Origin of the sequence: Sporosarcina quadrami (assembly GCF_014836615.1) — a bacterium.
Taxonomy (GTDB): Bacteria; Bacillota; Bacilli; order Bacillales_A; family Planococcaceae; genus Sporosarcina; species Sporosarcina quadrami.
The window spans coordinates 149,551-162,958 of the sequence record NZ_JACSQN010000007.1 but is presented as its reverse complement, the minus strand read 5'-3'; the positions used below and the strand labels follow the sequence as shown (position 1 = coordinate 162,958).

General features: G+C 43.1%; 12 protein-coding genes. 5 read left to right on the top strand and 7 right to left on the bottom strand.

Going from position 1 to position 13,408, the window contains the following annotated elements:
- Positions 1–51 precede the first annotated feature (51 nt).
- The gene (locus H9649_RS09535) at positions 52–840 is read right to left on the bottom strand and encodes a YiiX/YebB-like N1pC/P60 family cysteine hydrolase (RefSeq protein ID WP_191694515.1); all 789 of its coding nucleotides are present in this window, start codon (positions 838–840) and stop codon (positions 52–54) included.
- 408 nt (positions 841–1,248) lie between these two features.
- On the opposite strand from H9649_RS09535, the gene H9649_RS09530 reads away from it, so the two are divergent.
- Entirely contained in the window at positions 1,249–2,535 is a 1,287-nt protein-coding gene (locus H9649_RS09530) for a helix-turn-helix domain-containing protein (protein ID WP_191694514.1), read from the top strand.
- Positions 2,536–2,696: 161 nt separating this feature from the next.
- Here H9649_RS09530 and H9649_RS09525 read toward each other — a convergent pair whose 3' ends face one another.
- Genes H9649_RS09525 through H9649_RS09510 form a run of 4 tightly spaced genes read right to left on the bottom strand, consistent with a single transcriptional unit; the run spans position 2,697 to position 6,607 of the window.
- The gene (locus H9649_RS09525) at positions 2,697–3,731 is read right to left on the bottom strand and encodes an ABC transporter ATP-binding protein (RefSeq protein ID WP_225229786.1); all 1,035 of its coding nucleotides are present in this window, start codon (positions 3,729–3,731) and stop codon (positions 2,697–2,699) included.
- Positions 3,676–4,728 carry an ABC transporter ATP-binding protein gene (locus H9649_RS09520; RefSeq protein ID WP_191694513.1) on the bottom strand — a complete coding sequence of 351 codons (1,053 nt, stop codon included), beginning with the start codon at positions 4,726–4,728 and terminating at the stop codon, positions 3,676–3,678. Before H9649_RS09520 ends, H9649_RS09525 begins: the two co-directional genes overlap by 56 nt.
- Before the next feature lie 27 nt (positions 4,729–4,755).
- Entirely contained in the window at positions 4,756–5,697 is a 942-nt protein-coding gene (locus tag H9649_RS09515; protein ID WP_191694512.1) for an ABC transporter permease, read from the bottom strand.
- A gap of 16 nt (positions 5,698–5,713) precedes the next feature.
- Complete coding sequence (locus tag H9649_RS09510; RefSeq protein ID WP_191694511.1) at positions 5,714–6,607, bottom strand: ABC transporter permease; 894 nt, start codon at positions 6,605–6,607, stop codon at positions 5,714–5,716.
- A gap of 358 nt (positions 6,608–6,965) precedes the next feature.
- Here H9649_RS09510 and H9649_RS09505 point away from each other — a divergent pair, with 358 nt between their 5' ends.
- Positions 6,966–8,609 carry a glutathione ABC transporter substrate-binding protein gene (locus H9649_RS09505; RefSeq protein ID WP_191694510.1) on the top strand — a complete coding sequence of 548 codons (1,644 nt, stop codon included), beginning with the start codon at positions 6,966–6,968 and terminating at the stop codon, positions 8,607–8,609.
- A 73-nt stretch (positions 8,610–8,682) separates the two neighbouring features.
- On the opposite strand, the gene H9649_RS09500 is transcribed toward H9649_RS09505, so the two are convergent.
- Both H9649_RS09500 and H9649_RS09495 read right to left on the bottom strand, forming a co-directional pair.
- A complete protein-coding gene (locus H9649_RS09500) occupies positions 8,683–8,871 on the bottom strand; it encodes a hypothetical protein (protein WP_191694509.1) in 189 nt (62 codons plus the stop codon).
- Positions 8,872–8,978: 107 nt separating this feature from the next.
- A complete protein-coding gene (locus H9649_RS09495; protein ID WP_191694508.1) occupies positions 8,979–9,527 on the bottom strand; it encodes a GbsR/MarR family transcriptional regulator in 549 nt (182 codons plus the stop codon).
- Between the two features lie 206 nt (positions 9,528–9,733).
- Here H9649_RS09495 and H9649_RS09490 point away from each other — a divergent pair, with 206 nt between their 5' ends.
- The 3 genes from H9649_RS09490 to H9649_RS09480 are packed head-to-tail and all read left to right on the top strand — an operon-like array spanning position 9,734 to position 12,736.
- Entirely contained in the window at positions 9,734–10,993 is a 1,260-nt protein-coding gene (locus tag H9649_RS09490) for a quaternary amine ABC transporter ATP-binding protein (RefSeq protein ID WP_191694507.1), read from the top strand.
- Positions 10,986–11,837: an ABC transporter permease gene (locus H9649_RS09485; RefSeq protein ID WP_191694506.1), complete on the top strand. Its 852-nt coding sequence runs from the start codon at positions 10,986–10,988 to the stop codon at positions 11,835–11,837. Before H9649_RS09490 ends, H9649_RS09485 begins: the two co-directional genes overlap by 8 nt.
- Before the next feature lie 2 nt (positions 11,838–11,839).
- Complete coding sequence (locus tag H9649_RS09480) at positions 11,840–12,736, top strand: glycine betaine ABC transporter substrate-binding protein (protein WP_191694574.1); 897 nt, start codon at positions 11,840–11,842, stop codon at positions 12,734–12,736.
- The last annotated feature ends 672 nt before the right edge of the window (positions 12,737–13,408 follow it).

Here is a 13,408-nt window from a genome sequence, read left to right as displayed (position 1 = left end):
CCTGTCATATGTAGTAGAGCAAGCAAAATGATTATGCTTGCTCCAATTGACTTACCTCACTGTGCGTTTATGAGCTGTCTGACTAGCATCTCGGACATCTCGTGGATAGACGCCAAGCCCTTTATTGACATCAAGGTCCATATTTCCCTTCACCTTATACGCTGACCAGATCAGTTTAGAACAGTTTTTGTCTCCGTAGTGACTAGTGTTGCGGTTATTTGCAAAGTTCAAGGAATACTTCTGTCCTATTTCGCCGAATGCCCATACAGCGGCATTCTTTTTCACTGTACTGGAAGCGGAAACGGATCTGACGACTGCTCCTCTGTCCACTTTTCGCACATTGGCAGAAATGCTGCGTACCCCTGAAGGATATATCGATTCTACAATTGTATTGCTCGTGTAATAGAGACCGACATGCCCGTGGTTCACGTATGCAGTTGAGGAAGGTGTGTAATAGAAATCGCCTTGTGCGCTAGGGCCGACGATAAGTAGTGATGTGCTTCCTCCACCAAGCGCATCCATTTCACCTGAAGCCGCTAATTCTTCTGCTAATTGAGCTGCTTCTTCTTCTGCCATTCTGTTCTGCTCTTCGATTTCACTGTACATCTGGTTGTAGATTTCCTCTTTGCTCATGCCCATTGTCAATGAGAGTTCTTCCACTTCCAGTTCGAGTTCTTCAGCTGAAACGCCAGGCTGCATGACAAGAATCTTGTCGACGGTGTTTTCGAATTTCTTATCAAAGTTGTTACCGAAATCTTTGTTGAAGGAAGCTGCCTGTGCATTGAACTGGACACTGCTGACAAGAATGAATGCGATGAACATTGCTGAATACTTTTTCATCCGTCTCTCTCCTTGGGAAGGCAACCGGCCGAGCCACCTTCAAAATGTATGTTGTCCAACATAATTCTATTATACCAACAATCTATTAATAATCGAATTTTGGGAAAATACTTATTTTGTATGTATTCGAGTAGGAGTGAATGGACCTTAAAGCTTTAAACTTTTGCCATATTACAATAGTAATAAGAAAAAAAGGTTTTTAAATGAAAATTAATAGAGGCATTGGCGAAAATCTTCATACAAAATTCTTTTACAGTGAACGATGCATATTGATTAATAAATCATTTGTAGAAACACAAAACAAGTACTTAAGAATGAATAATTAGAATAAACCGAAAGTTGGTTGTCCAAGACGGCTGAAAACCCTACAATGAAAATAACAATGATGTTAGAAGGGGAGAAGTCTCCATGCATATCGGAAGCAGGCTGAAAAGGTTGCGTGAAGAGAAAAATCTATCTCAAAAATCTATCAGTGCAGGTATTGTTTCGACTTCACACTACAGCAATATCGAAAGTGGACGTTTTGAACCATCAAGTGAAGTCCTTTTCTTGCTTGCGGAACGCCTAAATGTTCCTTCTTCGTATCTTCATAGAATACATGAAGAAAATTTCAAATTGCAGAAGCTGTTGATGGAATATGAACGGTTGATTGCTGAAGAAAAAGGGGGAATTGATTCTTTTTTAATAAAGAATGATAGCAATTTCCTCTATATCGCTTCATTGAAACAAGAAATAATGTACAACGTATTAAAGTATTTGGAACATCTGAAACTAGGCAGAATATCCGATGCGCAAAAGCACTATCGTGAAGTAATTGCTTGTATACCGAAAGGCTACATTGCTGATGCTAATCTCTCTATACTTGAGAAATACCAGTACGTAACAGGACTGTATTTTTATTATGAAAGGAAATATGCAGCAAGTATTGGGCATTTCAAAGAATCCCTTCATCTAAGTACAGATGAATTAATGTCTGCGAAGATCAATTACAATCTCGCGTTGGCTTATTACCATGAGTCAGATTACGGATGTACGCTCGTTTATGCGAAGCAAGCACTACGATTATATATGGACATGCATTGTTGGAAAGAGTGTGGAGATTGCTATAATCTTGTAGCCGCGCTCTATATCGACCTGCATGAATTGAATGAAGCTGAAAAGTATATCAACAAAGGATTCAGCATACTTGCAGAAGAGGTAACGAACACTTACGGGAATCTCTATCATAATCTGGCAGTCATCCACAATGTAAAGAAAGAATATGTACAGGCTTTGGAAATGGTCAACCGGAGTCTTGAAGTGAAAAAGGCTATCCGTTCTAGTAATCAATTTTCTTCGAAAAAGCTGAAAATCGATATGCTATTTGAACTTAAAGATTTTGAGACGCTACAAATTTGTTTGAGACAATTGAGAGAGGAAGTGTCAAACGAATTAGAAGAAGCCCATCTCCTTAGAATAGAAGCGAATATGTACTTTTCCATGCGAGAATACGAGCAGTACGAACGGCATATGATCCGGTGTATAGATCTGTTCTTAGAGAATGAAGATTGGATGAGTTTAAAAGACGTTTCCCGTGAATTCTCCGCATATTACGCTGATCAGAAGAAATATAAAAGTGCTTATACTTATCAAGAATATTCTACGCGCTCTTATCGTCATATGATGAAAGAATTGAAAGGTGGTGAAAAGATTTGAAAAGGAAATGGATGAAGTTGTTACTCTGTTTCAGCTTGCTTGCAGTTATTTCTACAGGAAATATGGAAGCACATGCACCGAAAGAAAGACCTGAAGTCAGCCCGCCACACTAAAAAGCATGACCGGGTGAAAAAACCGATCATGCTTCACGTTCAATTTTTTTATCCGAAAAATGTCTCTTCAAATTCCGCTGCTTGCAAGGTGCCGTTTTCAATTTCCTCGACGAAGTGACAGGCGGCTTGATGGCCTTCTCTCATCCCTTCATGGACAATCAATTCAGGCACGTCCACTTTGCATTTATCTTGAGCGAATGGACATCTTGTATGGAAACGGCAACCTGCTGGCGGATCAATTGGAGAAGGGACGTCGCCTTTAAGGACGATATGCTTCTTCACGGCCTTAGGATCCGGTACAGGAATTGCAGATAACAATGCTTTCGTGTATGGATGTTTTGCATTCTCGAAAATAGAGTATTTGTCCCCGATCTCGACAATTTTTCCGAGATACATGACGATGACGCGGTCAGAAATATGCCGGACGACACCTAAGTCATGTGAGATGAACAAATATGTCAGATTGAATTCCTCTTGCAGTTCCTCAAGCAGATTCAACACTTGTGCCTGGATGGATACGTCTAGTGCCGACACCGCTTCATCACAGATGATCAGCTTTGGATCTACAGACAAAGCCCGCGCAATTCCAATCCGTTGTCGTTGCCCACCTGAAAACTCATGGGGATAACGATCCGCCTGGTATTCATTCAACCCTACAGTTTCAAGCAATTCAATAATCCGCTTCCTGCGCTGTTTGGCAGGGAGTATTTTTTGAATGGTCATCGCTTCATCAAGTACATCTGCTACGGTCTGTCTAGGATTGATGGACGCGTATGGATCCTGGAAAATGATCTGTAAATCTTTCCGGTGCGTCCGCATTTCCCGTTTAGACAATGTTGTCAGCTCGTCGCCGTTGAAGACGACGGATCCTTCAGTCGGTTCCTCCAGTCTAAGGATGGCGCGTCCTGTAGTCGACTTACCGCAACCGGATTCACCTACGATACTTACCGTTTCACCTTCGTGAATCGTAAAGCTAATGTCATCAACTGCTTTGACATGATTCACGGTCCTACCCATCAATCCGCCTTTAATCGGAAAGTATTGTTTCAGACCCGTGACCTTTAGCAATTCTTTTTTCACCATAGACAGTCACCTCCGCTTCGCCTTCCCATTTTTCAGAATAAATCCAGCAACGTACATCATTTCCATCATCATCTTTCAGCAGTTCCGGCATTTCCCGTCTGCAAAGATCTGTAGCAGCCGGACAGCGTGGAGAAAACCTGCAACCTGTAGGCATTTCCTTTGGATTCGGAACGTTCCCGCGTATCGGTTCAAGCTTTTCGATTTCTACGTCATGACGAGGGAGTGAGTTCATAAGTCCGATTGTATACGGATGCTTCGGCTCTTCAAATAATGTGAAGATATCCGAGTATTCGACAACCTGTCCAGCATACATGACCGCAACAAAATCACATGTTTCCGCGACAACGCCGAGGTCATGCGTAATCATAATGACGGACATGCCGAAACGTGTCTGCAAGCCACGAATCAAACCGAGGATCTGTGCTTGGATTGTTACGTCAAGGGCAGTTGTCGGTTCATCTGCGATAAGCATTTCAGGATTGCATGCAAGTGCAATTGCAATCATGACCCGCTGCCGCATGCCTCCGGACAGCTCATACGGATATTGTTTCACTCGCTTGTCAGGGGAAGGGATACCTACCAGTTTTAATAATTCGATGGATCGTATATTTGCTTCTTTTTTTGATAGTTTCTGATGTTTTATAATGGACTCACTAATTTGCTGGCCGACTGTAAAGACAGGATTCAATGATGTCATAGGCTCCTGGAAAATCATCGAGATGGCGTTCCCACGGATTTCCCGCATTTCTTTATCTGAAAATGAAAGAAGGTTCTTCCCTTTGAAATTGATTTCTCCACCGACAATTTTGCCGTTTGAAGCGAGAAGGTTCAAAATGGAAAGCGCCGTAATACTTTTACCAGATCCCGATTCGCCGACGATCCCGAGCGTCTTCCCTTTAGGTAGGATGAAACTAACACCGTCGACGGCCTTCACTTCTCCTTCATCTGTATAAAAGGATGTGCGGAGATCCTCCACTTTTAACAAATCCGTTTCCATCGTGACACACCTCTTTTCACACTTTTATCAATTAAGGTCAATTCGTTTATTCAGTAAGCGGTACGAGATATCGACGAGTAAGTTGACAAACACGAACAGGAACGAAATGATAAGTACCGTCCCTTGAACAATCGGGAAGTCACGTGTCCGTATTGCATCGATCGTCAGACGACCCATGCCGTTAATGGCAAAGATTGTTTCAGTTAGAACTGCTCCTCCGAGGAAACCACCGAACTCAAGACCAACAACTGTAATAACAGGAATTAAAGCATTCTTCAACGCGTGACGGTAAATGACAACACGTTCACCCATCCCTTTTGCCCGTGCAGTACGGATGTAATCCTGTCCAACCACTTCTAGCATGGATGCTCGTGTCATCCTCGCAATGATTGCTGCTCCACCTGTACCAAGTGTAACAACAGGCAAGATTACTTGTTTCCAATCATCGCCCCAACCGGAGGCACGCATTTGAGGCATCCAATCCGGCATCCAGCTACCGATAGCAAACCACTGGATAAGCATAAGACCAAACCAGAAGTTCGGCATGGATAAGCCGAATAAGGCGACAATCATGATTGTAACGTCAGACCAAGTGTAGTGCTTTACTGCTGAAACGATCCCAGCTATGAGACCTATGAAAACGGCTAGTATGGTTGCATAGAAGGATAACTCTACGGTTACCCAGAACCGTGCTTTTATTTCATCCGCTACAGGACGTCCACTACGGATGGAGTTGCCAAGATCACCTTGGATGATATTGCTCATATATTTGAGATACTGCTTCGGCGGCGGTTCATTCAGACCGAGTTTTTCCCTGATCTGTTCCACCGTCTGCGGGGAAGCGGCTTCGCCTGCGATCATCTGTGCCGGATCACCCGGAATGAGGTACATCAGCGAAAACACGAGAATTGATACGCCGATCAGCACAGGGATTGTCTGGAGCAGGCGCCTTATAATAAATTTTGTCATGTAAGTGCCTCCTCCTTCATTTATTCATCTTCGGATCCAGTGCATCACGCAGACCGTCACCGAAAATATTGAAAGCTAACACGAAAAGGACAATCATCAGTCCAGGGAATAAAACGAGATGCGGTGCCTGTTGCATATAAGCCCGCCCTTCACTGAGCATCGCACCCCATTCAGGTGTCGGAGGCGGTGCGCCAAGTCCGAGGAACGACAGGCCACTGGCAGTTAGAACGGCAGTTGCGATTCTCAATGTCAGTTGAACAATGATCGGTGACATGACATTCGGCAGAATATGCTTGAAGATGATGCGGGCATCTGAAGCACCGAGCGCTTTCACTGCATCTATGTATTCAAGTCTGCGAACGGACAATGTCGAACCGCGTACGATTCTGGCGAATGCCGGTACCGAGAAGACCCCGACGGCTATAATGAGATTTGTCAAACTTCCGCCAAGCACAGAAACGATTGCGAGTGCAAGGAGAATTCCAGGGAACGCAAGCAGGATGTCCATGATCCTCATGATGACGGTGTCGAGTTTCCCGCCGTAGTAACCCGAGACGATACCGAGGAAAACTCCGATGATGCCACCGAGAGCGACCGAAAAGAATCCAACGGTCATTGTAATGCCCATACCGTGGATAATCCGCGTGAAGATGTCGCGGCCGTAGTTATCCGTACCGAACCAGTGTTCAGCTGACGGCCCTTGAAGTTTGATGGAAATTTGCGGCAGGTTTGGATCTTGGGTCGTCAAATAAGGACCGATGATTCCAGCAACGAGGAATACGAGAATGAGAAGTCCGCCGACAACAGCCGCTTTGTTTTTCCGTAATCTGCGCCAAAGATTTTTATAAGATTCGACACGCGGGTTAACTGGCTTTCTGATCGTACCCGCAACAGGACTTTGTTGGACCATAGTAGAACACCTTCCCCCTAGTAATTTTCATAAATCACACATTAATTAGTATCTTTATAGATTGACAGTAGCATAACATGAATGGACGAATTTAGGTATATCATTTTTTATAAATTTGGATTTGAATGTGAATTCTTTGTATTGGATTAAAAGAAGCTTCATCTAATAGGCAGATATTATAAGTGTTAGGGGAGTTGATATGAAGTTATATTATTTTGTGAATTAAATTTTATTCAATGCGAATTATTCTGAAAAGGATTGTTTCTTTTTTGCTTGTATGCTATATTTCATTTTACTAGCGTATTGTCCGGGTCAAACGGCAGTGCAATAGGCAAAAACAAAATGGGGGGTAACAAATATGAAGAGAAATGGTAATCTGAAGTGGCTATTAATGCTAATTCTTGCCTTTTCGATGATTCTCGCGGCATGTGCCGGCGGTGGGGGAGATTCATCATCGTCATCAGGTAACGGAGACTCGTCCAGCGGCGGAACTGATGGTAGCAAAGAAGAGGATAAAGGAGAAGCGAAAGAAGGCGGAGATCTGATTCTTGCAGTATTATCCGATGCATCTTCATTGGATCCAGCTGGATCGAACGATGTGCCATCTTCCGTAGTTCAAGCGAATATTTATGAAACACTTGTAAACCGAAATGATAATAACGAAATTATTCCAGGCCTTGCTGAAAGCTGGGACGCTATTGATGACACAACATATGAATTCAAACTGCAACAAGGTGTCAAGTTCCACGACGGTGAAGATTTTAATGCTGAAGTCGTGAAGATGAACCTTGAGCGTATTCTTGACCCTGATGTTGCATCACCACGTTTCTTCCTTTACGAAATGGTAACTGAAGTAAATGTAGTAGATGAGTATACAGTACAAATCAAAACAGATTATCCATTCTCACCACTTCTAGCGCACTTATCTCATAACGGAGGTAGCATGGTCAGCCCGAAATCGATTGAAGCTGATTATGAAGCGATGAAAGGCGGAAAAGATGCAGGTTCTGTTGTTTCTTTAGATCCAGTTGGAACAGGGTATTTCAAATTCGATAGCTGGACACCTGGCGATCAAATCAAACTTGTCCGCAATGATGACTATTGGGGTGACAAAGTTCACGTCGATTCTGTCACATTCAAAGTAATCCCTGAAAGTGCTGTACGTAACGCTGATCTTGAAACGGGTCACGTTCATATCGCTGATCCATTGCAGCCGAACGAAGTTGCCGGTATCGAAAACAGCAGCTTTGCAACGGTCAATCGTCAAACATCATCAAGCCTTGCATACCTAGGATTCAATACGGAAAAAGCACCTTTTGATGACCCGAAAGTACGTAAAGCTATTTCCATGCTCGTAAACAAAGAAGACATTAGTGAAGGGGTTTACGAAGGTTTCGGAACACTTGCAAAAGGACCTCTTGCTCCTGGTATCTTCGGATACAATGAAGACGCTGAACCAACTGCTTATAACGTTGAAGAAGCAAAGAAACTTCTTGAAGAAGCTGGATATGCAGATGGATTCAAATCATCTATTTGGACAAACGACAACCCACAACGTCAACAGATTGCTGTTCTTGTCCAGGCTGAATTGAAAAAAGTCAACATCGACGTTGACATAAACGTCATGGAATTCGGTGCGTATCTCGACAAGACTGCCGCTGGTGAGCATGACATGTTCATCCTTGGTTGGTCGAACTCTACAGGTGACGCAGACTACGGTCTATATGCGCTGTTCCACTCCTCACAAAAAGGCGACCCGGGTAACCGTTCGTTCTATGAAAACGCTGAGGTCGACGAACTGCTGAATCAGGGACGCCGTGAATCGGATCCTGAAAAGCGCATTGAAATCTACAATAAAGTCCAGGAGCATCTGATCGAAGATGCACCAATGGCGTACTTGATCCACACGGAGTACCTGACTGGCGTAAGTAATAAAATCAAAGGATTCTCCATCGATACTTCAGGTATCTACCAGTTGAAAGATGTTCAATTTGTAGACTGAAAACAATAAGAAAAGGATGCTATCTTCGCGGATAGCATCCTTTTTCGCATTTTATTCGTATTTTGAGTGACGCTTACGCTGTTCCTCTTGTGCGCTTGACACCTATAACCATCAAGCTGATAGCGCTCGTCAAGTTCAGAATGAGCGCAATGCCGAGCAAAATCCACTGGGGTGTTTTAGGGATGGGTAAGGTGAGCGCCAGGACTAATGAAAGGGTTCCGAAAATTAGTAATACGATCAGATTGGGGATTTTATTTAACAAAGGATTTGCCTCCAGTATTATACGTACATAATAATGATGATAACTATGTAGAAGCCTTATGGGGAGCGGTTATCCATAAGGCTATTAAAAATTATTCACATCGCTTACTACTTATTTCTCGGATAATCTTTTGGTGGGACGAGATTGAAGATGTCATGCTCTTCAAACGCATCCACTAGGCGATCAAGCCATTCAAAGTAGTCACGCATGTATTCGAGTTTTTCAATATCTATTTCAAGCATAGCCTTCAAATCATCACTTATATCCTTATTCTCGTATAAATCCTTCATTTCACTTAAGGATTTCTTGACAGCAACAGCGTGTAAAGATATAGATCTTCGCCACTTAATAGAGAACAAATCAACAAAACTTTGATACCAATCTTCTTTGACTTGGTAAAGATCTTTACGGACTCCACGTTTCCAAGCACGTTCCACCAATTTCAAGTCCGATAATGCTCTAACAGAAGTGCTCATACTTGTTTTGCTCATTCCAAGCTCTTCAGTCATATCGTCCAATGTAAGCGGTTCGTTATGAAAGAACATCGTGCCGTACTGTCTACCGGCAGAAGGTGTCAGACCGTATAGATGTATGTTTTGTGCGATGGTTTCAATAATCCGCTCGCGTGCTTTATCAAGTGCTTCTTTACCGTCCATAAAATAACTCCCTCACTAACTGTCGTTAGAATAAATCTCCGTTTTCTTACTTAAGCGTATTATAACTAATTTTAAATTGCAATGATAAGTATTTCTTTGTACAGTTTTTACTGTACAAACAATTAATTTAGTGAAAACGGTTGTAAATGATAATTCTAATGCATATACTAGTAGATATTAATTCTCAATGTTTAGGGAGTGTAGGCATGGATGACCAGATAAAGAAAATTGAAGTAAGTAATACGACCAAAATCTTTGGGAAGCATAGTAAGCGAGCTGCCCAACTATTGGCCGAAGGAAAAACGAAAAGTGATATTTTGAAAATGACTGGTGCTACAGTGGGCGTTAAAGACGCTTCTTTTAATGTTTATGATGGCGAGATTTTTGTCATTATGGGACTATCAGGAAGTGGTAAATCTACGTTAGTCCGCATGTTGAACAGACTCATTGAACCGACAATCGGGAAAATCCTTATTGACGGTGAAAATATTGTCGGGATGAACAAAGAGCAATTACGAGATGTGAGACGCAAAAAAATCGGAATGGTTTTTCAAAATTTTGCTCTCTTCCCTCATAAGACAATTCAGGAAAATACTGAATATGGGCTTGAAATCCAAGGTATAACGAAATCCGAGCGACAAGAGAAGGCAAGAGAATCGTTGAGACTCGTTGGTCTATCAGGGTATGAAGAACAATATCCGAGCCAATTAAGTGGAGGTATGCAACAGCGTGTAGGATTAGCGCGTGCGCTTGCTAATGATCCAGATGTCTTATTAATGGATGAAGCGTTCAGTGCACTCGATCCGTTAATTCGGAAAGACATGCAAGATGAGCTTTTACAATTACATCATGATATGGGGAAAACGATTATCTTCATAACACACGATTTGGATGAAGCATTGCGCATCGGTGATCGGATCGCTTTGATGAAAGATGGGGATATTGTTCAAATCGGGACACCTGAGGAGATTTTGATGAATCCATCCAATAAGTACGTAGAGCGATTTGTGGAAGATGTCGATCTCTCCAAAGTATTGACGGCGGGTCATATTATGAAGAAAGCGGATTCAGTTCAAGTGGACAGAGGTGCTCGTGTAGCATTGCGTCTCATGAAACGTTTGAATATCTCTTCAATATATATTGTGGATAAGGGAAATCAGCTATTAGGAGCCGTAACGGCACAAGATGCTGTACAAGCTTCTGAGACCGGAAAGTCATTAGAGGATGTTCTTTTGAAAGATGTTCCGACAATTTCAAAAGATACGGTTTTGACAGACTTATTCGATGTTGTATCGACGACTACTATTCCAGTAGCAGTTATAAATGAACAAAAACATTTGGAAGGCATTATTATTCGTGGTGCACTGATCGGCGCTTTAGCAGGCGACGGGCAGTTTATTAATAGTAGTGAACGTACGGTTGAAACCGTAAAAACAGAAGAAATCGAGGTGAAAGATAATGAATGATTTGTTACCTCGATTACCATTCGCAGATTGGATTGATACAGGTGTCGATTGGCTTGTTACTCATTTTGGTACTGTGTTTGATGGTATTTCCGCCTTCTTAAAAGGTATTGTCGAAGGGGCAGTGGACGTAATGGCGCTAGTGCCATCCATTGTCTTGGCTTTGTTGTTCGCTTTACTCGCTTGGTTTATTTCGACACGGCGAATAGCGATCTTCACATTGGTCGGTTTACTGTTCATTGATTATCTTGGTTATTGGTATTCCATGCTACAGATGCTTTCACTCGTCATTACATCAGTAGCGATTGCACTTGTCATTGGGATTCCACTTGGCATCTGGGGTTCACAGAACTCGACGGTAAAGAAGATCATCAATCCTGTTTTGGATTTGATGCAAACGATGCCGGCATTTGTATATCTGTTACCGGCCATTTTCTTCTTTGATATCGGTGTCGTCCCAGGCGTCGTCGCTTCGGTCATATTCTCGATGCCACCAACGATTCGGCTTACTATGCTAGGAATTGAGCAAGTTCCGAAAGATTTGATCGAAGCGACTGAAGCATTTGGCTCAACGTCATGGCAAAGGCTGACAAAAGTACAGATACCGTTAGCAAAACAGACAATTATGGCGGGAGTTAATCAAAGCATCATGCTTTCACTATCCATGGTCGTCATTGCATCCATGGTCGGTGCACCAGGACTCGGTGAAGAAGTGTATAGGGCAGTGACACAATTGAAAACGGGCATCGGTGTTGAAACCGGTGTTTCCATTGTTATTGTCGCAATCATACTTGACCGAATTACACAACACGCAGGAAAGAAAAAACAAGGGGGAACTTTAACATGAATTTGAAGAAAAAGATGTTTGGACTAGGAGCAGTTGCAATACTTGCAGTAGGATTGGCGGCTTGTGGAAATGAAGACGACAACACTTCAGCAGACGGTGGCGACTCGACATCTGTCGGGAAATCTGTCGATTATAAAATTACTGGCATCGATCCAGGCGCAGGTATTATGGAAGCGACTGAAAAAGCGATTAAAGAGTACGATCTAGACAAATGGGATGTTACAACAGGATCCGGAGCTGCAATGACTGCATCCTTGAAAAAAGCATACGACAAAGAGAAGCCGATTATCGTGACTGGATGGACTCCACACTGGAAATTCGCGAAATTCGATTTGAAATACTTGGACGATCCAAAAGGTGTTTACGGTGGAGAAGAACAAATTAAGACGATTGCTAGAATAGGTCTTGCTGAAGATATGCCAGAAGCCCATCAAGTCCTTTCCAATTTCCATTGGACAGAAGAGGATATGGGAGAAGTGATGGTAGCGATTCAAGAAGGGGAAAAAGAGGAAGTTGCTGCCCAAAACTGGCTTGATAAAAATGCGGACAAACTTGCAGAGTGGACAGACGGCGTCGAGAAAGTAGACGGCGATAAGATCAAACTTGCTTACGTTGCATGGGATAGTGAAATTGCAAGTCATAATGTGATGAAACTCGTTCTTGAAAATGTTGGTTACGATGTAACATTGACACAAGTTGAAGCAGGCCCACTTTGGACTGCAGTAGCGGAAGGCAGCGCCGACGCTTCATTGGCAGCATGGTTGCCAGTCACGCATAAAACGTATGTAGATAAGTTTGAAGGCAAGTTTGAAGATTTAGGAGCTAATATGGAAGGTGTTAAAATCGGACTCGTCGTGCCTGAGTATATGGACATTGATTCGATTGAAGATTTGAAGTAAGCATTCAGATTCAAACCAATAATGACAAAAGCCCACGGGGATATAATCCTGCGTGGGTTTTTGTATTGTGGAAACCACAGATACACGCTGTCTACGTTTCGTTGCGCGTGCTACGTTTCGTTACGAAGCAGTTACATTTCGATACGGCGCTTTTACGTTTCGATACGCGGGGTCTACGTTTCGTTGCGCCCGCTACGTTTCGATACGAAGCCGTTACATTTCGATACGGCGCTTTTACGTTTCGATACGCGGGGTCTACGTTTCGTTGCGCCCGCTACGTTTCGTTACGAAGCAGTTACATTTCGATACGGCGCACTTACGTTTCGATACGCGGTGTCTACGTTTCGTTGCGCATGCTACGTTTCGATACGAAGCCGTTACATTTCGATACGGCGCACTTACGTTTCGATACGCGGGGTCTACGTTTCGTTGCGCGTGCTACGTTTCGTTACGAAGCCGTTACGTTTCGATACGCGGGGTCTACGTTTCGTTGCGCCCGCTACGTTTCGATACGAAGCGGTTACATTTCGATACGGCGCACTTACGTTTCGATACGCGGTGTCTACGTTTCGTTGCGAGTGCTACGTTTCGTTACGAAGCAATTACATTTCGATACGGCGCACTTACGTTTCGATACGCGGTGTCTACGTTTCGTTGCGAGTGCTACGTTTC

Coding starts and splice junctions, on each gene's coding strand:
- H9649_RS09515 (WP_191694512.1), bottom strand. CDS start 5,697: ATGACAAAATTTATTATAAGGCGCCTGCTCCAGACAATCCCTGTGCTG.
- H9649_RS09535 (WP_191694515.1), bottom strand. CDS start 840: ATGAAAAAGTATTCAGCAATGTTCATCGCATTCATTCTTGTCAGCAGT.
- H9649_RS09520 (WP_191694513.1), bottom strand. CDS start 4,728: ATGGAAACGGATTTGTTAAAAGTGGAGGATCTCCGCACATCCTTTTAT.
- H9649_RS09495 (WP_191694508.1), bottom strand. CDS start 9,527: ATGGACGGTAAAGAAGCACTTGATAAAGCACGCGAGCGGATTATTGAA.
- H9649_RS09510 (WP_191694511.1), bottom strand. CDS start 6,607: ATGGTCCAACAAAGTCCTGTTGCGGGTACGATCAGAAAGCCAGTTAAC.
- H9649_RS09505 (WP_191694510.1), top strand. CDS start 6,966: ATGAAGAGAAATGGTAATCTGAAGTGGCTATTAATGCTAATTCTTGCC.
- H9649_RS09485 (WP_191694506.1), top strand. CDS start 10,986: ATGAATGATTTGTTACCTCGATTACCATTCGCAGATTGGATTGATACA.
- H9649_RS09490 (WP_191694507.1), top strand. CDS start 9,734: ATGGATGACCAGATAAAGAAAATTGAAGTAAGTAATACGACCAAAATC.
- H9649_RS09530 (WP_191694514.1), top strand. CDS start 1,249: ATGCATATCGGAAGCAGGCTGAAAAGGTTGCGTGAAGAGAAAAATCTA.
- H9649_RS09525 (WP_225229786.1), bottom strand. CDS start 3,731: ATGGTGAAAAAAGAATTGCTAAAGGTCACGGGTCTGAAACAATACTTT.